Source organism: Pseudomonas sp. Z3-6 (assembly GCF_051131985.1).
Taxonomy (GTDB): Bacteria; Pseudomonadota; Gammaproteobacteria; order Pseudomonadales; family Pseudomonadaceae; genus Aquipseudomonas; species Aquipseudomonas zanjanensis.
Map to the genome: position 1 here is coordinate 5,000,838 of NZ_CP071644.1, position 19,528 is coordinate 5,020,365.

Consider the following 19,528-nt stretch of genomic DNA (forward strand, 5'->3'; position numbering starts at 1 on the left):
TTCACAGTAATGATGGCGCTCCAGCAACGAAACGCCGTATCCAATGGCGGGTCTACTTCACACAAAACCAACCGGTTGCACCGGTATTCAGAGATGATCAGCTATGCTTGACCGGCGAAGGGAAACGTAAGTGGTTCATCACTCCATGGACATCCGATTCACTCAACGGCTTTCCTATAAGCAGGCCCGCCTGACCGTCCTGGTGGGCTTCGTGCTGGGCACCTTGCTCAGCCTGATGCAGATCGGCATCGATTATGCCAGCGAAGACGCGTCGATCAACCGTGAAATCCTGTCGTTGCTGGAAATCAGCCACAACCCGGCCTCGCGCATCGCCTACAACATCGACGCCGAACTCGCCCAGGAGCTGTCCATGGGCCTGTTGCGCTCACCGGCCATCATCGGGGCCGAGCTGATCGACAACAACAATACCGTGCTGGCCAGCGTCAAGCGGCCCGAACTGCAAAGCAGCTACCGGTTCATCAGCGACTTCCTGTTCGGCGCCCAGCGTCAGTTCGAGGACCGACTCTACCTGGATCATTTGCCCGGCGAATCCCTGGGCATACTGCGACTGGACGTCGACACCTATGCGTTCGGCAGCCGCTTCCTGCGCCGCGCCGAGGTCACCTTGCTCAACGGCTTCGCCCGCAGCCTGATCCTGACCGGACTGCTGCTGGCGCTGTTCTACGTGATGCTGACCAAGCCCCTGGTGCGGGTCATTCGCGAGTTGAGCAGCCGCGATCCAAGCAGCAACGAACAGAACCGCCTGGAATGCCCTTCCGGCCACCAGTCCGATGAAATCGGCGTGCTGGTGTCCGTCGCCAACCAGCAGTTCGAAAATATCTCCACGGAAATTCAACAACGGCGCACGGCCGAAAATCGCCTCACTGAATACCTGGCGCAGCTGGAGAACATCGTCTCGGCACGCACCGCCGAACTCAAGGCCATCAACGCCCGCCTCAGCCAGTCCAACGAGGAGCTGGAGGTAGCCCGGCGCACGGCCCTGGACATGGCCGAAGCCCGCTCCGTGTTCCTCGCCAACATGAGCCATGAGATCCGCACGCCGCTCAACGGCCTGCTGGGAATGATCGCCCTGTCCCTGGACGGTCCCCTGACGGCCGAGCAACAGCAGCAGCTCTCGATTGCCCATGACTCGGGCAAGGTATTGGTCGAACTGCTCAACGACATCCTTGACCTGTCGAAATTCGACGCCGGTCAACTGGAACTCGAACGCATCCCGTTCGACCTCGGCGCCCTGGTGGAGGACACCGCCAATCTGCTTTCCCAGAACGCGGCCCCCAGTGTCGAACTGGCTTGCCTGATCGAGCCGCAGTTCCCGGCACAAGTCATCGGCGACCCGACCCGAGTGCGGCAGATCGTCAGCAACCTGCTGTCCAACGCATTGAAGTTCACGCGCTTTGGCCGGGTCGACGTGAAGTTGAGCCATTACGAAGGCGGCGTGCGAATCGAAGTCTGCGACACCGGTATCGGTATTCCCCAGGAGGCCCAAGCGCGGATCCTGCAACCGTTCACCCAGGCCGGGGCCGGGATTACCCGTCAGTTTGGCGGCACCGGGCTGGGCCTGGCATTGACCTACAACCTCTGCGAAGCCATGCAGGGCCGATTGACGATCAGTTCCGAGGCCGGCTTCGGCAGTCAGTTCTGTGCAGAGCTGCCGCTGCCCTGCCATCTTCCGGCAACGCCGGTCGAACCGCTGCACGGCAATGTCGTCGCCATCACCGCCAGCAGCAGCGGCCTGGCCGAGTTGCTAGGCATGCTACTGCCAGGATGCGGCCTGGATTATGTGCGGCGCTCCATCGATGACGGGCTGCTGGGGCTCAAGCCTGACGTGCTGATCACTGACTGCCCGGAATGCCTGTTCAACCTGCGACCGACCTTTGATGCGCCGATCCTGCTGGTGACCGCCTATGGCAGCTTCATGCCCAGCGAAGAAGCGGCTGCCCTCGCACCGCTGATACAACAGGCCCGACCATTGGCACGCCATGCGCTGTACCAGATCCTGCGACGCGCCATGCAAAACGAGGCGACCACCATCAACGACGCACAGATCGAAACCCTGGTGCCGTCCAGGCGCGGACAGGTATTGCTGGTGGAGGACAATCCGGTTAACCAACTGGTGGCCAAGGGCATGTTGGTCAAGTTGGGCTGTGAAGTCACCGTCGCGGCCCACGGCGTCGAAGCCCTGGATCAACTGGAACAGCGGGTGTTCGATCTGGTGTTGATGGACTGCAACATGCCAGTGATGGACGGTTACGAAGCCAGCCGGCAGATTCGCCGCAGCGGGCGCTGGTCGGACCTGCCGATCGTTGCACTGACGGCCAACGCGATGCCCGAGGAACGTGAGCGCTGCCGGGCGGCCGGCATGAATGATTACCTGTCCAAGCCGTTCCGCCGCGAAGAACTGGCGGCCGTGCTGGACCAATGGGTGCCCACTACGTCAGCGCTTTGATCTGGCCCAGCAGATGATCGAGACCGTCTCGCAACGCGCCCAGGCGGTCCAGATCGACACCGCTGTCGCACAACAGGCGGGCCTTGAGCGGGCCGACCTGCTCGCGCAAGGCGCGCCCCGCAGCCGACAGGCTCAAGTGCACCTCCCGCTCGTCCCGGGCTGAACGCTGGCGCTGGACCAGGTCCAACTGCTCCAGGCGCTTGAGCAGCGGCGTCAGCGTGCCGGAATCCAGCAGCAAACGCTCACCCAGGGCCTTGACCGTCGGCTGTGGCGGGGCCGTGTCCTGCCACTCCCACAACACCAGCATTGCGAGGTATTGCGGATAGGTCAGGCCAAGTTGATCGAGCATCGGCTTGTAGCCACGGATCACCGCACGGGAAGCGGCGTACAGCTTGAAGCACAACTGGCTGTCGAGCTTCAACGAATCGGCTGACAGATCATTCATTTGAGCAGTGCTTCGATCTCGCCGGTCAGATCCTGGGGTTTGGTGGTCGGGGCAAAACGCTTGACCACCTGGCCGTCCTTGCCGATCAGGAACTTGGTGAAATTCCACTTGATGCCTTTGGACCCCAGCACGCCAGGGGCCCGCTGTTTAAGCTGGACGAACAGTGGATGGGCGTTGGCGCCGTTGACTTCGACTTTCTTGAACAGGGGAAAACTCACGCCGAAACTCAGTTCGCAGAACTCGGTGATCGCCCCTTCATTGCCCGGCTCTTGCTTGCCGAACTGGTTGCAGGGAAAGCCCAGTACCACCAGGCCCTGGTCCTTGTAGGTCTGCCACAACGCCTCCAGCCCTTTGTACTGCGGGGTAAATCCGCACTGGCTGGCCGTGTTGACCACCAGCACAGCCTTGCCGGCAAAATCAGCGAGGGTCTTTTGCTCACCCTTGATGGTGGTGCACGGGATGCTCAGCAGGTTGTCGCTCATGGCAAGACTCCGGATTGGAAGAAGAGGACGAAGAAGATAGCGAGCAATTAAATTGTATGCAATCTAATTGTTCGCCCCACGGCCTTGAGAACCTACGGGACTCTGTGGCGAGGGAGCTTGCTCCCGCTCGGCGGCGCAGCCGTCGTAAACCGGCCGACACGGTCTTCTTGAAAAACCGCGCCAAGCCGTTTTGGGGCGGCTGCGCCTCCCAGCGGGAGCAAGCTCCCTCGCCACAGGGGTCGTGGTGAACAGTCCCTACCGGGGGACCAGGTCCAGGCACACCGAATTGATGCAGTACCGCAATCCCGTAGGCGGCGGGCCGTCGGGGAAGACATGGCCCAGGTGGGCATCGCATTGGGCGCAAACCACCTCGGTGCGGATCATGCCGTGGCTGACGTCCCTTACCTCTACCACCGCGCTGCCTTCGATCGGCGCGTAGAAACTCGGCCAGCCACAGCCCGAATCGAATTTGGTCTGCGAATCGAACAACGGCTCGTTGCAGCAGATGCAGTGATACACACCGTCAGTCTTGGTTTCGTTGTATTTACCGGAGAATGGCCGCTCGGTGCCCTTCAACCGACAGACGTTGTACTGCTCCGGGTCGAGCATGGCGCGCCATTCTTCAAGGGTTTTCTGCAACTTTTCCATCGTCCTACCTCGGCAATTGAAAAAGCCCGATCCGACGCTTTTCCGCAGATCGGGCGGCACGTATGATTGCGCCTCGTCAGACGCCAGTCTGGCAGTCACGTCATGCGCATTCAAACGGATTGTGGCGCCTATACCGCGTCAGGCCTGGGCACAGACGCAGGATCCCCAGTACGGTAGTTCACACGCCGCCTGGATCGTTCATTTTCGGGAACACATCGCCATGCAGGTCAGCAAATCGAACAAGCTCGCCAACGTCTGCTACGACATTCGCGGCCCGGTGCTCAAGCACGCCAAACGCCTGGAAGAGGAAGGCCATCGCATCCTCAAGCTGAACATCGGCAACCCGGCCCCCTTTGGTTTCGAAGCGCCCGATGAAATCCTCCAGGACGTCATCCGCAACCTGCCGACCGCCCAGGGCTACAGCGACTCCAAGGGCCTGTTCAGCGCGCGCAAGGCCGTAATGCAGTATTACCAGCAAAAGCAGGTCGAAGGGATCGGCATCGAGGACATCTACCTGGGCAACGGCGTGTCCGAGCTGATCGTGATGTCCATGCAGGCCCTGCTCAACAACGGCGACGAAGTACTGGTGCCGGCACCGGATTATCCGCTGTGGACCGCTGCCGTAAGCCTTTCCGGCGGCAACCCGGTGCATTACCTGTGCGACGAACAGGCCAACTGGTTCCCCGACCTGGCGGACATCAAGGCCAAGATCACCCCGAACACCAAGGCCCTGGTGATCATCAACCCGAACAACCCGACCGGCGCCGTGTACTCCCGGGAAGTGTTGCTGGGCATGCTGGAACTGGCCCGCCAGCACAACCTGGTGGTGTTCTCCGACGAGATCTACGACAAGATCCTCTACGACGACGCCGTGCACGTGTGCACCGCATCCCTGGCGCCGGACCTGCTGTGCCTGACCTTCAACGGCCTGTCCAAATCCTATCGGGTTGCCGGTTTCCGCTCCGGCTGGATCGCCATCTCCGGGCCCAAGCACCATGCCCAGAGCTACATCGAAGGCATCGACATGCTGGCCAACATGCGCCTGTGTGCCAACGTGCCGAGCCAGCACGCGATCCAGACGGCACTGGGCGGCTACCAAAGCATCAACGACCTGGTCCTGCCCCAGGGCCGGCTGCTGGAACAACGCAATCGCACCTGGGAATTGCTCAACGACATTCCCGGCGTCAGTTGTGTCAAGCCCATGGGCGCGCTGTACGCCTTCCCACGGATCGACCCGAAGGTCTGCCCGATCCACAACGATGAAAAATTCGTCCTCGACCTGCTGCTGTCCGAAAAGCTGCTGGTGGTCCAGGGTACGGCGTTCAACTGGCCATGGCCGGACCACTTCCGCGTCGTGACCCTGCCACGGGTCGATGACCTCGACCAGGCCATTGGCCGGATCGGCAACTTCCTAAAGTCCTACCGTCAATAAGCCGGACTGCGTGCGAGGCGTCCTCACCTCGCACGCTGTTTGATTCAGCAACATATCCGTTCGGGCCGGTTTCGTCGGGCCTTCTACACTCGGTGCAGGACGGCCAACGTGCAGCGGGGCTCAACGTTCATGGGGCGCAGGCAGCGCATTTCTTTTCCCTTGTCACTTTCAGAAAAGTCTTTCAAACATTTAGGACGGCTGTAGGACACAGTTTGAAATAGTCGGCGAGTTGAATAGCCTGCGGCAGCACCTTATATACCCCGCATAACGCTACATCTTTAGCATGAGGAGATTTTCACAACCATGATGCGCATCCTGCTGTTCTTGGCCACTAACCTGGCGGTCGTGCTGATTGCCAGCATCACCCTGAGCCTCTTCGGCTTCAACGGGTTCATGGCGGCCAATGGGGTTGACCTCAACCTCACTCAGCTGCTGATCTTCTGTGCGGTGTTCGGTTTCGCCGGTTCCCTGTTCTCGCTGTTCATCTCCAAGTGGATGGCGAAGATGAGCACCGGTACCCAGATCATCAGCCAGCCGCGCACGCGTCACGAACAATGGCTGTTGCAGACAGTCGAGCAGTTGTCCCGCGAAGCCGGTATCAAGATGCCGGAAGTCGGTATCTTCCCGGCCTACGAGGCCAACGCCTTCGCCACTGGCTGGAACAAGAACGACGCCCTGGTTGCCGTCAGCCAGGGCTTGCTCGAGCGGTTCTCGCCCGATGAAGTCAAGGCCGTGCTGGCCCACGAGATCGGCCACGTCGCCAACGGCGACATGGTGACCCTGGCGTTGATCCAGGGCGTGGTGAACACCTTCGTGATGTTCTTCGCCCGGATCATCGGTAACTTCGTCGACAAGGTGATCTTCAAGAACGAAGAAGGCCAGGGCATCGCCTACTACGTGGCGACCATCTTCGCCGAGCTGGTACTGGGCATCCTCGCCAGCGCCATCGTCATGTGGTTCTCGCGCAAACGCGAGTTCCGCGCCGACGACGCCGGTGCACGCCTGGCCGGCACCAGCGCCATGATCGGCGCCCTGCAGCGCCTGCGCGCCGAGCAAGGCCTGCCGGTGCACATGCCCGACACCCTGAATGCCTTTGGCATCAACGGTGGCATCAAGCAGGGCCTGGCTCGCATGTTCATGAGCCACCCGCCGCTGGAAGAGCGCATTGACGCACTGCGTCGTCGGGGCTGATAGGTAACTCAAAAGAAAGCCCGCAGTAATGCGGGCTTTTTCTTGTCTGCTCATTTGTGTACTGCCGACCTGACGCCATCCCAGCCAACACATCAGCGGCCGAAAATCCGATACACCCGCTCATCCAGCCTCTTCACACCCGCCTGCAAGAACTTCCAGCTCTCCCCAAGCACATCCTGCTCCTGCAAGACTTCCAGCCGCCAGCCATTCCCCAGCAGCCGCTGCACCTCATCATTTCCCACGGAGAAAGGTGGACCCGGCATTTCATCCTGGTTGTAATCCAGGGTAATCAACAATCCGACGCCGTTTGGCAAGATCTTCTGCAGATGAGTCGCGTACCGTTCCCGCATCGGCACTGGCAAGGCGATCAACGCCGCACGGTCATACAGCGCCGTGCAATCGGCCACATCCTCCGGCTCCAGGGCAAAAAAATCACCGCAGCGAATTTCGATATCACCGGACCGAAAGACTTTGAACGCGCCCTCTTCACTGATGCTCGGCTCAAGCTGATGTTCAAGGAAAAAATCAGCCGCAGCTTTTTCCGACAACTCCACCCCCAACACCGAATACCCCTGATCGGCAAGCCACAACAGATCCAGGCTTTTCCCACACAGCGGCACCAGCACCCGACTGCCCTGGGCCAATCCCAGCTGCGGCCAGAACCGTTGCAGGTAGGGGTTCACCTCCGGCAAGTGAAAACCGATCTGGTTCGATGACCAGCGCTTGTGCCAAAACTCGGGCTCCATGATTCACTCCAAAAAATCGATCAAAACGGGCTAAAACTTATATTAGATTTAGATCATAGACCTGACGGAAGATGACCCATCTTAACGCTCAGGAGTCCGTCCATGCTGCCCAGCCTGTTTATCTCCCATGGCTCACCGATGCTCGCCCTGGAGCCCGGCGCCAGCGGCCCGGCGCTGGCCAGCCTTGCCGCTCAATTCCCCAAGCCCAAGGCCATCGTCATTGTCTCCGCCCACTGGGAAAGCAATGACTTGCTGGTCAGCGCAAACCCGCAACCACGCACCTGGCACGACTTCGGCGGTTTTCCACCGGCGCTATATGAAGTGCAATACCCCGCGCCAGGCAATCCACAACTGGCGATGCAAGTCGCAGACATGCTCAACGCCGCGCACCTGCCGACACGCCTCGACCCTCAACGGCCGTCCGACCATGGCGTCTGGGTGCCATTGTCGTTGATGTACCCCGACGCCGACATCCCGGTGGTACAGGTTTCCCTGCCTAGTCGCCAGGGGCCGGTGTTACAGACCCAGGTGGGCCAGGCCTTGGCGAGCCTGCGCCACGAAGGCGTCTTGCTGATCGGCTCCGGCAGCATCACCCACAACCTGCGCGACCTGGACTGGAATGCCGGCCCTGACAGCATCGAGCCCTGGGCCAAGGCCTTTCGCGATTGGATGGTCGAGCAACTGACAGCCAACGACGAAACCGCGTTGCACGACTACCGCCGCCAGGCGCCCAATGCCGTGCGCAGCCACCCCAGCGACGAGCACTTGCTGCCGCTGTATTTTGCCCGGGGTGCGGGTGGGAAATTCAGTGTTGCCCATGGGGGGTTCACCATGGGGACGCTGGGGATGGACATTTATCGGTTCGACTGATTGACCGAGTCGCTTCCATCGCGAGCAAGCTCGCTCCCACAGGGGATTTGTGAGCACCGAAAATTCATTGTGGGAGCAAGCTTGCTCGCGATGGCGCCCACGCTACCTTCCTGAAGGAACACCAAACGACAGGCGAAAAAAATCCCCGAACCAGTCGGGGATTTTTCATGTTCGATCAATCAGCCCGAGAGCCGATCAATCTTCGCGGTAGCGACGCAGCTTGAGCTGCTTGCCAGCCACGCGGGTGTCTTTCAACTTGGTCAGCAACTTCTCCAGACCATCTTCCGGCAGCTCTACCAGGCTGAAGCTGTCACGCACCTGGATGCGACCGATCGCTTCGCGGGCCAGGCCACCTTCGTTGAGGATGGCACCCAGCAGGTTCTTGGCGGCGATGCCGTCACGGGCACCCAGCGCAGTACGGCAGCGCGCACGACCTTCGGCCAGCGGGATCGGTGCACGACGCTCGCGATCACCACGATCCGGACGATCACCGGTGCGCTCAGGACGATCGCCACGCGGTGCGTTGTTCGGCACCAGCGGACGTTCCTTCTCGATTGCAGCCAGGTTCAGCGCTTGGCCATTGGTGGCCTTGCGCAGTAGTGCTGCGGCCAGGGCGCGTGGGGTGCAACCGATGTCGGCGGTCAGGCGATCAAGCAGATCACCGTGGGTCGATTCGGCGTCAGCCACCAGTGGCGACAGGCTGTTGGTCAGTTTCTTGATGCGGGCATCGAGAACGGCCTGGGCGTCCGGCAGGCGAACTTCAGCCACCTTCTGGCCAGTCACACGCTCGATCACTTGCAGCATGCGGCGCTCACGCGGGGTGACCAGCAGCAGCGCACGGCCTTCGCGACCGGCACGGCCGGTACGGCCGATACGGTGAACGTAGGACTCAGGATCGTACGGCATGTCCACGTTGAATACGTGGGTGATGCGCGGAACGTCCAGGCCACGGGCCGCGACGTCGGTCGCCACAACGATGTCCAGGCGGCCATCCTTGAGGGAGTCGATCACGCGCTCACGCTGGTTTTGGGCAATGTCACCGTTCAGCGCGGCGGCTTTGTAGCCTTTGGCTTCCAGGGCGCTGGCCAGGTCCAGGGTCGCTTGCTTGGTGCGCACGAACATGATCAGGGCGTCGAAGTCTTCCACTTCCAGCAAGCTGAGAACGGCGGAAGTCTTCTGGTCAGCGTGAACCAGCAGGTGAGCCTGTTCGATCGCGGTGACGGTCTGGGTCTTGGTCTGGATCTTCACGTGTTGCGGATCGCGCAGGTGGCGCTCGGCAATGGCACGGATCGATTGCGGCAAGGTGGCCGAGAACAATACAGTCTGGCGAGTCGCTGGCAGGGCCTTGAAGATGACTTCCAGGTCATCCATGAAGCCCAGCTTGAGCATTTCGTCGGCTTCGTCGAGAACCAGGTGGTTCACGGTAGCCAGGACTTTTTCGTCACGACGCAGGTGGTCGCACAGACGACCCGGGGTGGCGACAACGATTTGCGCGCCGTTACGGATGGCTTTCAGTTGTGGGCCCATCGGGGCGCCGCCGTAAACGGCCACAACGGTAACGCCAGGCATTTGCTTGGAGTAGGTTTCGAAAGCGGTTGCTACTTGCAGCGCCAACTCACGGGTTGGCGCCAGGATCAGGGCTTGCGGTTCGCGCTTGGCAGGATCGATGCGATGCAGGATCGGCAGGGCGAACGCAGCGGTTTTACCCGTACCGGTTTGCGCCTGGCCAATCATGTCGTGGCCGGCCATGATGATCGGGATCGATTGCTGCTGAATCGCCGAAGGTTCTTCGTAGCCGGTCGCAGTGACGGCAGCAAGAATGTTCGGGTTGAGATTAAAAGCGGCGAAGCCGCCGGTTTCCTGGGTCATGGGTCTGCCTCTAAGTGCATCCGCAAAGACCCATGCTCCAAAGCTGCGCATGCCGTGTTGAGACTCAAGAGTCGCCCTGGCTGCTTTGTCGGCGGGGATTTGCGAAAACGAATGAATGGAAAAAGAACGTCGTGGAAGCATCCGTTGTGCGGACATGCAACCGAAGCTGACTTCGGAGAATTGCGCTACCTTGACGCGGCCCGGCTAAAGGCCGGCGCGCACTATACCGGAATTCGCCCAAAAAGGGAGCTTTTTTTATTGCCAAACCCCGTTATGGGGCTCGCTGCCCCAGGCCCGGGGACAGCCGGCTAAAACGGTTCACCTCCACACGCCTCCGCCCTTGTGGCGAGGGAGCTTGCTCCCGCCGGGTCGCGAAGCGGCCCCCTTCAATTTCAGAGATCAACCCAGGCGTCTGCTTCGCAGCCGAGCGGGAGCAAGCTCCCTCGCCACAGGGGAACTCACCGGCCACAAAATTCCTGGCGTCCCTGATCAGGTCGCCGGGCGAATGGCCTTGATCAACGACTGCAACGAATAGCCCAATCGCGGTGCCAACCCTTCGGCCCTGGCCACCAGCCCTTGCATATCCAGTTCCTGATCCAGGTCCGCCGGCACGATCAGGATCACGTTGCCCTCCTTCACCGGCAGCTCCCAATAATGCCGGTGGTACAAACCACGCAACAGCGCCGCGCCCAACGGCTTGCCATCGTCGGTAGCCCATTGGTTGATCACCAGCCAGCCGCCGGGGTTGAGGCGTTTCTGGCAGTTTTCCAGGAACCGCCAGGCCAAATGCCCGACGCCTGGGCCGACATCGGTGTAGAGGTCGACGAAGATCAAGTCCGCCGGCTCCGCCGTTTCGAGCAATTCCAAGGCATCGCCAACGCGAATATACAGTCGCGGATCGTCGTCCAGCCCCAGGTATTCGATGGCCAGGCGCGGCACGTCGGGGCGCAGTTCGATGGCTTCGACATCTTCCAGCGGCAGGAACTTGAGGCAGGCCTGGGTCAGCGTACCGGCGCCGAGCCCCAGGAACAGCGCACTTTCCGGCTGCTCGTGACACAACGCACCGATGAGCATGGCGCGGGTGTAGTCATATTCGAGCCAGCTGGGATCGGCCGTGAACACGCAGCTCTGCTCGATGGCATCGCCAAACTCGAGAAATCGGTAATCGGCCACTTCGAATACGCGGATCATGCCGAACTCGTCGTGCACCTCGGCGAGCAACTGCTCGACGCGCTCCTCAGTCATTTCATCTCCTGATGTTGCCGGGCGGGCATGAGCCTGCGCATACGGGGGGCAAAGGCGCGATTGTCCGCGAAGCAAGCGGAACAGGTCACGCACTAATTTGCTGATAACATGAGCGCCCGAGCGTAAATCACCTAGAGATCATGATGAGCCAACCCTGGAGCCCTGACAGCTGGCGCGCCCTGCCGATCCAGCAGCAACCCCGCTACCCCGACGCCGCGCACCTGTTGCAGGTGGAGCAGACCCTGGCCAGTTATCCGCCACTGGTGTTTGCCGGTGAAGCCCGGGAGTTGCGCCGTCAGTTCGCCGAGGTGACCCAGGGCCGGGCGTTCCTGCTGCAAGGCGGCGACTGCGCCGAAAGCTTCGCCGAATTCTCGGCGGCCAAGATCCGCGACACCTTCAAGGTGCTGCTGCAGATGGCGATCGTCATGACGTTTGCCGCCGGTTGCCCGGTGGTCAAGGTCGGGCGGATGGCCGGGCAGTTCGCCAAGCCGCGCTCGGCCAACGACGAAACCATCGACGGCGTGACCCTGCCGGCCTATCGCGGCGACATCGTCAACGGCATCGGTTTCGACGAAAAAAGCCGCGTCCCGGACCCGGAGCGGTTGTTGCAGTCCTATCACCAGTCCACCGCCACCTTGAACCTGCTGCGCGCCTTCGCCCAAGGCGGCTTTGCCGATTTGCACCAAGTACACAAGTGGAACCTGGATTTCATCGCCAATTCAGCCCTGGCGGAAAAATACAGCCACTTGGCCGACCGCATCGACGAAACCCTGGCATTCATGCGTGCCTGCGGCATGGACAGCTCGCCGCAACTGCGCGAAACCAGTTTCTTCACCGCCCACGAAGCACTGCTGCTCAACTACGAAGAAGCCTTCGTGCGCCGTGACAGCCTGACCAACGACTATTACGACTGCTCGGCCCACATGCTGTGGATCGGCGACCGTACCCGTCAGTTGGACGGCGCCCATGTCGAATTCCTGCGCGGGGTGAACAACCCGATCGGCGTCAAGGTCGGCCCGAGCATGGACCCGGACGACCTGATCCGCCTGATTGACGTGCTCAACCCGGACAACGATCCCGGCCGGCTGAACCTGATCGCCCGGATGGGCGCCAACAAGGTTGGCGAACACCTGCCGCCACTGTTGCGCGCCGTGCAGCGTGAAGGCAAGCAGGTGCTGTGGAGCTCCGACCCGATGCACGGCAATACCATCAAGGCCAGCAGTGGCTACAAGACCCGGGACTTCGCGCAGATCCTCGGTGAAGTGAAGCAGTTCTTCCAGGTTCACGAAGCCGAAGGCACCTACGCCGGCGGGATTCACATCGAAATGACCGGGCAAAACGTCACCGAATGCATCGGCGGCGCGCGGCCGATTACCGAAGACGGGCTGTCAGACCGCTACCACACCCACTGCGACCCGCGGATGAATGCCGATCAGTCGCTGGAACTGGCGTTTTTGATTGCCGAGACATTGAAACAGGTTCGGCGGTAATTCAGACAGCTTTGTAGCGTTTGATTTATCGCTTTCGCGAGCAAGCCCGCTCCCACAAAGGAACTGTTGAGTTCACAAAATCAGTGACCGACTCGGCCCAATGTGGGAGCGGGCTTGCTCGCGAAAGGGCCCGCTCAGTCACCATCAATCTGTGCCAATGCCACCGCCAACCGCACCCCACCCTCCCGCCGGCAATTGAGCTGAACCCGCTCCAGCCCCAACCACCGCGCCATGCGCCACAGGTTCAGTGCAAGAGCCTGCATCCCTTCCTCGTCCAGCCCCGGCGCCTCCTCGTGCACGGCATGCACCGCCAACTGTCCCAAGGCCCGCTCCGCCCGCAGATCGACCCGGGCGGCAATTCGTTCGTTGTGCAGAAATGGCAGGACGTAATAGCCATACACCCGCTTTTGAACCGGTGTGTAGATCTCCAACCGATAGCGAAAGTCGAACAACCGCTCGGTACGACCGCGCTCCCAGACCAGCGAATCGAACGGCGACAGCAAGGCACTGGCGGCAACTTTGCGAGGGATTTTCACCGCGGGTCGGCACCAGGCCGGTTGCTTCCAGCCTTGCACCTGGCAGCGCAGCAGTTCGCCAGCCTCCTCCAACTCGGCCAAGCGCCCGCGACTGTCGGCCGGGTCGAGGCGAAAGTAGTCGCGCAAGTCTTTCTCGGTCGCGATGCCCAGGGCTTCGGCGGCATGTACCAGCAAGGCGCGCTGGGCCTGGGCTTCGTCCGGCAGCGGTTGCTGCAGGATCGAAGCCGGCAGTACCCGCTCGGGCAAGTCATAGAGCCGCTCGAACCCACGCCGCCCGGCTACCGTGACTTCGCCTGCCGCGAACAACCATTCCAACGCATGCTTCTCAGCGCTCCAGTCCCACCACGGCCCGGCCTTTTCCTGGCGTGTGGACAAACTGCCTGCGCCAAGAGCGCCCTGCTCCTGGACCGCCGCCAGGACGCGGCGGATGACATCCTGGCGTTCCTGGCCGAAACGCGCCAATTGCTGGTAGATCCCTTCGCCACCCGACGCCCGATTCATGCGCCAGCGCATCAGCGGATACATCGACATCGGCAATAGCGACGCCTCATGACCCCAGTATTCGAACAGCGTGCGACGTTGGCCCTGGCTCCAGGCAGCTTGATCGAGCAAATCGCGATTGTAGTGACCGAGGCGGGAGAACAGCGGGAGGTAATGCGAGCGCACCAACGCATTGACGGAGTCGATCTGCAGGACGCCGAGGCGTTCGATCAGGCGGTTGAGGCGCGAGGGTTGCACCGAAGCTGGCGGCGACCGCCCATCGAATCCTTGGGCGGCCAACGCCAGACGCCGGGCCTGTTTGAGGGTAAAGGACACAGTCGCGGGCATGGAGATCTCCTTGTCTGCTCGCAACCTACCTCACCAATAAAGGGTTTGTGTAGGAAAGGATGGCTCATTTGTGCATTGGGTCATCCCAGAATGGCCGAACCACTTCCTGCTCTACGTCGGCACGACTCACGCCAATGTCCTTGAGCGCTTCGTCGCTCATGCCGGCCAGCAACTCACGTTCGTGGTGCAATTCGTACCAGCGACTAACCTTATGCAGCAGAGCACTGACCGAGAAGCCGTGGGAGAGTTTGTCTATCAGTAGATAACCTTTTTGACCTTTCATCGTGATGTCCTCCGTTGGGGATGGCTCAAGTCTCGCGCTAACGCTAAGATCAATCCAACGAATGTTTCTTATGCAATACATCTCGGAGATTGATCAATTGTCGAGTTACCCGAGCATCGATACGGAAGTGCTGCGCACCTTTGTCGCCATCGCCGACCAGGGCGGTTTCACCCGGGCCGGGGAATTGGTCAATCGCACCCAGTCTGCCGTGAGCATGCAGATGAAGCGGCTGGAAGAAGACGTGTTGCAGCGACGACTGTTCGAGCGTGACGGGCGCCAGGTCAAGCTCACCGCCGAAGGCCAGGTGCTGCTGGGTTATGCCCGGCGGATCCTCAAGCTGCACAGCGAGGTGTTCAATACCCTGCGCGAACCGCACATGGTCGGCACGGTGCGCATCGGCACGCCGGACGATTACGTGATGCGCTTCCTGCCGGGCATCCTGCAACGCTTCGCCCAGTTCTACCCTTTGATCGAAATCGAAGTGCACTGCGAATCGTCCAAGCAGTTGCTGCTGCGCCAGGACCTGGACCTGTCCATCGTCACCCGTAAACCGGGGGACGAGATCGGCCAGTTGCTACGCAAGGAACGTTTTGTCTGGGCCGAAGCCGCCTGCTTCAACGTCCACGAACAAACACCGCTGCCGCTGGCGATGTTCAACAGCGATTGTTTCTGCCGGCAATGGGCGTGCAACGCACTGGATGCCATGGGCCGCGATTATCGCGTGGCGTACAACAGCTCGAGCCTGTCGGCACTCATGGCGGTGGTGGGGGCCGGCCTGGCAATCACGGCGCAACTGGAAAGCCTGCTGACCCCGGACATGCGCGTACTCGGCGAGGCCGAAGACCTGCCGGAACTGCCCGAGGCCAGCATCATGCTGATCCGCAACCTGCACAACCCGTCGCCGATCACCGAGTGCCTGGCCGAACACATCGTCGAAGGTTTCAAACTTTAAAGGCGAGCAGCACCGCGCACAGCACCAGGAAACCGCAGAACAGCCCGCGCAACAGCCGCTCCGGCAGCGCGTGGGCGACTTTCACTCCCCAACTGATGCTCAGCAGGCCACCGATGGCCAGCGGCAGGCCGATGCTCCAGTCCACTTCGTGGTGAAACGCATACGTGGCGAGGGTCACGCCAGTACTGGGCAAGGCCAGCGCCAGGGACAAGCCTTGGGCAACCACCTGGGTGGTGCCAAAGATGCTGGTCAGGATCGGCGTGGCGACCACGGCCCCACCGACACCGAACAGACCGCCCATGGTGCCGGATGCGGCCCCCAACACGGCAAGCCATGGCCAGCCATGACGCATCTGCGCCGATGCCGGTGCAGTGGCGGCGAACATGCGGACCAGATTGTAGAGTGTCAGCGCGATCAGGAACGCTACGAAGCCGATCCGCATGCGGTCCGCGTCAATCCCCACCGCCCAGATCGAGCCAAGCCAGGCAAAGCAGAAACCCATGGAAGCCAACGGCAGGACATGGCGCAACTCAATGCGATTGCGCTGGTGGTAGCGCCACAACGCAAGCATGACGTTGGGCACCACCATGACCAGCGCCGTACCTTGGGCCAGTTGCTGGTCGAGGCCGAACCAGACGCCCAGTACCGGAATGGCAATCAGGCCGCCACCGATCCCGAACAATCCTCCCAAGGTGCCCAAAACGGCACCAAACAGCAAAAACTGCACAAATTCGAACAAGACGATTCCCCTTTCCTTAGGGCGCATATCCTACGCAGTCGGCGGCAGCGGGGAAACGGGCCATCTGATCAGGTCGTCAGAATTATCTGGCGCATTAAAGATTTGCCCGCTAGATTCATAACGATCATTGATTTGAAGGTTTTGCCATGAACACCCTGCGCGACACCCCCGAAGCCTGCGAAGCCCTGCTGCTCGACAACCAGGTCTGCTTCGCCCTGCACTCCACGTCACTGCTGATGACCAAAGTCTATAAACCGCTGCTACAGGCCTTGGGCCTGACCTACCCGCAATACTTGGCGATGATGGTGCTGTGGGAAAAGGACGGATTGACCGTCGGTGAAATCAGCACACGCTTGCTGACCGACCCCGGCTCGTTGACGCCATTGCTCAAGCGCCTGGAGGCCGAAGGCCTGTTGAGCCGCACCCGCAGCCGTGAGGACGAACGCGTGGTGATTGTCGAACTCACCGAACAGGGCCGTGCCCTGCGGGAAAAAGCCCTCGACATCCCCCAATGCATCCTCGCCGCCAGCGGCCAGACCCTGGAGCAGTTGAAGAAGCTGCAACTCGACCTGCAAGAGCTGCGCGGGCATTTGCAAGACAGCCTCTGACTCCCATCTGTGGGAGCGGGCTTGCTCGCGAAGGCGCCGGTACATCCAAGACCCCTACCAACTGATCCACCGCTATCGCGAGCAGGCTCGCTCCCACACTGGATCTGCGGTGAACACAAAATTCATGTCCGACACAGAACCACTGTGGGAGCGAGCCTGCTCGCGATAGCGCCAACCCTGTCTACCCTGCCCTCCTAAAAAATTTTATACGCTCAATAACCGCTCTAGCTAAAGGCTTTCAGGCTTTTTCAGATCGCCAATTCCATCTCGCCTCGAAAATTTATCTTGCGCACAAAATATTAGCGCTATACATTCTATCCACACCTACTTAGCGCGCAAACATTTAGCGCAAATATCCTACCCAGAAACGAGGCGATCATCATGCAAACTCTCTACACCGCAATCGCAACTTCCACTGGCGGCCGTGACGGTCGTGCGATCTCCAGCGACAACATCCTCGATGTCAAACTCGCTACACCCAAGGAACTCGGCGGTGCAGGCGGTGCGGCTACCAACCCTGAGCAGCTGTTCGCCGCCGGCTATTCGGCCTGCTTCATCGGCGCCTTGAAATTCGTGGCTGGCCAAAGCAAACGCAAGATCCCGGACGACGCCTCGATCACCGCCCATGTCGGCATTGGCCAGATCCCCGGCGGTTTCGGCCTCGACATCGACCTGCACATCAGCCTGCCGGGCCTGGACCAAGCCGACGCACAAAGCCTGGTGGACGCGGCTCACCAAGTCTGCCCGTACTCCAACGCCACCCGCGGCAACGTCGATGTGCGCCTGCATGTCGCCGTCTGACCACAGTCCTTGGACCCGAACTTAAGGAGATACACATGAACACGCTCAGCAAAGTCTTGACCGGTACTCTTCTCGCCCTCAGCGTCAGCAGCGCCTTCGCCGACGGCATCGTCGAACACAACACCCAGGCGTTCCTCGACGCTCTGAATGCCGGCACCGGCAAACCCTTGGAGCAGCTGTCGCCCAAGGATGCACGTGCCGTACTGGTCGGCGCCCAGGCAGGTGTGAAGTTGACGCTGCCCAAAGCCGATGTCAGCGAGAAGATCATCAAGGTCGACGGCCAATCGATCAGCCTGACCATCGTTCGCCCAGCCGGGGTCAAGGGTGAGTTGCCCGTGTTCATGTTCTTCCATGGTGGTGGCTGGGTATTGGGCGATTTCCCGACCCATGAACGACTGGTTCGGGATCTGGTGGCGGGTTCGGGTGCTGTCGCGATATTCGTCAACTACACGCCTTCACCCGAGGCGCATTATCCGGTGGCGATCAACCAGGCCTATGCGGCGACGAAGTGGGTCGCCGAGCATGGCAAAGAGATCAATGTCGATGGCAAGCGCCTAGCGGTAGCGGGTAATAGCGTGGGTGGCAACATGGCCGCGGTCGTGGCGCTGATGGCCAAGGACAAGGGCACCCCGGCGATCCGCTTCCAGGCATTGCTGTGGCCGGTGACCGATGCCAGCTTCGAGACGGCGTCCTACAACCAGTTCGCCGAAGGGCACTTCCTCAGCAAAAACATGATGAAGTGGTTCTGGGACAACTACACCACCGATGCCGGGCAACGCGGCGAGATCTATGCCTCGCCATTGCGGGCAACCACCGCGCAACTCAAGGGCCTGCCGCCCGCGCTGGTACAGACTGCCGAAGCGGATGTCTTGCGCGATGAAGGCGAAGCCTATGCCCGCAAACTGGACGCGGCGGGGGTCCCGGTCACAGCTGTACGTTACAACGGCATGATCCACGACTATGGCTTGCTCAACGTCGTCAGCCAGGTGCCTGCGGTGCGTTCGGCGATGTTGCAGGTGTCGCAAGAGCTCAAGCAACACTTGAAGTGATTGCACGCCGAAGCTGAAGTGACTGCACGCCGAAGCTTTTGTGGCGAGGGAGCTTGCTCCCGCTCGGCTGCGTAGCAGTCGTCATCGGGTCAATGCGGTATGACTGAATGACCGGGTTGCCTGGGTTGGGGCTGCTGCGCAGCCCAGCGGGAGCAAGCTCCCTCGCCACGGGAATCTGGTCCTGAAATGAAAAAGCCCGACTCAATGGTCGGGCTTTTTTATACAGAAGGCTTCGCTTATTTAGCGCGGCCTTTGTAGGAACCGCCTTCGCGGGTATCGATCTCGATCATGTCGCCGATTTCGATGAAGTCAGCAACCGACAGCTCGGTGCCGTTCTTCAGTTTGGCAGGCTTCATCACCTTGCCGGACGTGTCACCGCGAGCGGAGCCTTCGGTGTAGTCAACCTGACGCACGATGGTGGTCGGCAGCTCTACGGAAACCAGGCGCTCTTCGAAGAACACGGCTTCGCAGACGTCGGTCATGCCTTCTTCGATGAACGGCAGAACGCTTTCGATGTCTTCGGCGTTCAGCTCGTACATGGTGTAGTCAGTGGTGTCCATGAACGTGTAGGTGTCGCCGCTGATGAAGGACAGGGTCGCTTCTTTGCGGTCGAGGATCACATCGTCCAGTTTGTCGTCGGCGCTGTAGACGATCTCGGTCTTGTAACCGGTCAGCAGGTTCTTCAGCTTGGTCTTCATGATCGCGCTGTTACGACCCGACTTGGTGAACTCAGCTTTCTGAACCAGCCAAGGATCGTTTTCGAGACGGATCACGGTCCCGGGTTTCAGTTCTTTACCAGTTTTCATTGCGAATATCCGAATTTGGATGGGATTTACAAAAATCTAGG

At 60.7% G+C, this 19,528-nt stretch carries 19 protein-coding genes; 9 read left to right on the forward strand and 10 right to left on the reverse strand.

Translation table 11 applies throughout. The features are described 5' to 3' along the window. The first annotated feature begins 145 nt into the window (after positions 1-145). Positions 146-2,467, forward strand: coding sequence for a response regulator (locus J3P88_RS21565; protein ID WP_434571529.1), 2,322 nt, complete (start codon positions 146-148; stop codon positions 2,465-2,467). Here the strand turns inward: J3P88_RS21565 and J3P88_RS21570 are convergent. From J3P88_RS21570 to msrB, 3 genes are all read right to left on the reverse strand, one after another. Then, entirely contained in the window at positions 2,451-2,912 is a 462-nt protein-coding gene (locus tag J3P88_RS21570; RefSeq protein WP_072408019.1) for a MarR family winged helix-turn-helix transcriptional regulator, read from the reverse strand. The two genes, J3P88_RS21565 and J3P88_RS21570, sit on opposite strands and share 17 nt — an antisense overlap. Beyond that, the gene (locus J3P88_RS21575; RefSeq protein WP_434571531.1) at positions 2,909-3,394 is read right to left on the reverse strand and encodes a glutathione peroxidase; all 486 of its coding nucleotides are present in this window, start codon (positions 3,392-3,394) and stop codon (positions 2,909-2,911) included. The genes J3P88_RS21570 and J3P88_RS21575 overlap by 4 nt, the downstream gene beginning before the upstream one ends. A 255-nt stretch (positions 3,395-3,649) precedes the next feature. Beyond that, a complete protein-coding gene (gene msrB, locus J3P88_RS21580; RefSeq protein ID WP_434571533.1) occupies positions 3,650-4,042 on the reverse strand; it encodes a peptide-methionine (R)-S-oxide reductase MsrB in 393 nt (130 codons plus the stop codon). A gap of 220 nt (positions 4,043-4,262) precedes the next feature. Between msrB and J3P88_RS21585 the strand changes: the two genes are divergently transcribed. Together J3P88_RS21585 and htpX are read left to right on the forward strand one after the other, a co-directional pair. After that, a complete protein-coding gene (locus J3P88_RS21585; RefSeq protein WP_018603142.1) occupies positions 4,263-5,474 on the forward strand; it encodes a pyridoxal phosphate-dependent aminotransferase in 1,212 nt (403 codons plus the stop codon). A gap of 303 nt (positions 5,475-5,777) precedes the next feature. Continuing rightward, positions 5,778-6,665 (forward strand): protease HtpX, encoded by an 888-nt coding sequence (htpX, locus tag J3P88_RS21590; protein ID WP_186705346.1) that lies wholly within the window; start codon positions 5,778-5,780, stop codon positions 6,663-6,665. 92 nt (positions 6,666-6,757) lie between these two features. On the opposite strand, the gene J3P88_RS21595 is transcribed toward htpX, so the two are convergent. Continuing rightward, complete coding sequence (locus J3P88_RS21595) at positions 6,758-7,411, reverse strand: thiopurine S-methyltransferase (RefSeq protein WP_186705347.1); 654 nt, start codon at positions 7,409-7,411, stop codon at positions 6,758-6,760. Positions 7,412-7,513: 102 nt separating this feature from the next. On the opposite strand from J3P88_RS21595, the gene J3P88_RS21600 reads away from it, so the two are divergent. Continuing rightward, positions 7,514-8,281, forward strand: coding sequence for a DODA-type extradiol aromatic ring-opening family dioxygenase (locus J3P88_RS21600; protein ID WP_434571536.1), 768 nt, complete (start codon positions 7,514-7,516; stop codon positions 8,279-8,281). Between the two features lie 195 nt (positions 8,282-8,476). Here the strand turns inward: J3P88_RS21600 and J3P88_RS21605 are convergent, their stop codons facing one another. Together J3P88_RS21605 and J3P88_RS21610 are read right to left on the reverse strand one after the other, a co-directional pair. Beyond that, positions 8,477-10,150: a DEAD/DEAH box helicase gene (locus J3P88_RS21605; protein WP_014337279.1), complete on the reverse strand. Its 1,674-nt coding sequence runs from the start codon at positions 10,148-10,150 to the stop codon at positions 8,477-8,479. A 489-nt stretch (positions 10,151-10,639) separates the two neighbouring features. Continuing rightward, positions 10,640-11,395: a spermidine synthase gene (locus J3P88_RS21610; protein ID WP_434571539.1), complete on the reverse strand. Its 756-nt coding sequence runs from the start codon at positions 11,393-11,395 to the stop codon at positions 10,640-10,642. 143 nt (positions 11,396-11,538) lie between these two features. On the opposite strand from J3P88_RS21610, the gene J3P88_RS21615 reads away from it, so the two are divergent. Further along, complete coding sequence (locus J3P88_RS21615) at positions 11,539-12,885, forward strand: class II 3-deoxy-7-phosphoheptulonate synthase (protein WP_053183144.1); 1,347 nt, start codon at positions 11,539-11,541, stop codon at positions 12,883-12,885. 134 nt (positions 12,886-13,019) lie between these two features. On the opposite strand, the gene J3P88_RS21620 is transcribed toward J3P88_RS21615, so the two are convergent. Then, positions 13,020-14,249, reverse strand: a complete 1,230-nt coding sequence (locus tag J3P88_RS21620) for a winged helix-turn-helix domain-containing protein (protein WP_434571541.1) — start codon at positions 14,247-14,249, stop codon at positions 13,020-13,022. A gap of 64 nt (positions 14,250-14,313) precedes the next feature. Continuing rightward, the gene (locus J3P88_RS21625) at positions 14,314-14,532 is read right to left on the reverse strand and encodes a DUF1127 domain-containing protein (protein ID WP_039588913.1); all 219 of its coding nucleotides are present in this window, start codon (positions 14,530-14,532) and stop codon (positions 14,314-14,316) included. Between the two features lie 97 nt (positions 14,533-14,629). Here J3P88_RS21625 and J3P88_RS21630 point away from each other — a divergent pair, with 97 nt between their 5' ends. Then, the gene (locus J3P88_RS21630) at positions 14,630-15,484 is read left to right on the forward strand and encodes a LysR substrate-binding domain-containing protein (protein ID WP_027912697.1); all 855 of its coding nucleotides are present in this window, start codon (positions 14,630-14,632) and stop codon (positions 15,482-15,484) included. Here J3P88_RS21630 and J3P88_RS21635 read toward each other — a convergent pair. Then, complete coding sequence (locus J3P88_RS21635) at positions 15,474-16,223, reverse strand: sulfite exporter TauE/SafE family protein (protein ID WP_186705351.1); 750 nt, start codon at positions 16,221-16,223, stop codon at positions 15,474-15,476. The two genes, J3P88_RS21630 and J3P88_RS21635, sit on opposite strands and share 11 nt — an antisense overlap. A 146-nt stretch (positions 16,224-16,369) precedes the next feature. Here J3P88_RS21635 and J3P88_RS21640 point away from each other — a divergent pair, with 146 nt between their 5' ends. The 3 genes from J3P88_RS21640 (at position 16,370) to J3P88_RS21650 (ending at position 18,681) form a co-directional block, all read left to right on the forward strand. Beyond that, on the forward strand, positions 16,370-16,831 hold the full coding sequence (locus tag J3P88_RS21640; RefSeq protein ID WP_186728125.1) for a MarR family winged helix-turn-helix transcriptional regulator: 462 nt from the start codon (positions 16,370-16,372) through the stop codon (positions 16,829-16,831). Positions 16,832-17,212: 381 nt separating this feature from the next. Further along, positions 17,213-17,632 (forward strand): organic hydroperoxide resistance protein, encoded by a 420-nt coding sequence (locus tag J3P88_RS21645; RefSeq protein WP_186728124.1) that lies wholly within the window; start codon positions 17,213-17,215, stop codon positions 17,630-17,632. 35 nt (positions 17,633-17,667) lie between these two features. Continuing rightward, on the forward strand, positions 17,668-18,681 hold the full coding sequence (locus tag J3P88_RS21650; RefSeq protein WP_434571544.1) for an alpha/beta hydrolase: 1,014 nt from the start codon (positions 17,668-17,670) through the stop codon (positions 18,679-18,681). 236 nt (positions 18,682-18,917) lie between these two features. On the opposite strand, the gene J3P88_RS21655 is transcribed toward J3P88_RS21650, so the two are convergent. Beyond that, positions 18,918-19,487, reverse strand: coding sequence for an elongation factor P (locus J3P88_RS21655; protein WP_003199385.1), 570 nt, complete (start codon positions 19,485-19,487; stop codon positions 18,918-18,920). Positions 19,488-19,528: the final 41 nt, after the last annotated feature.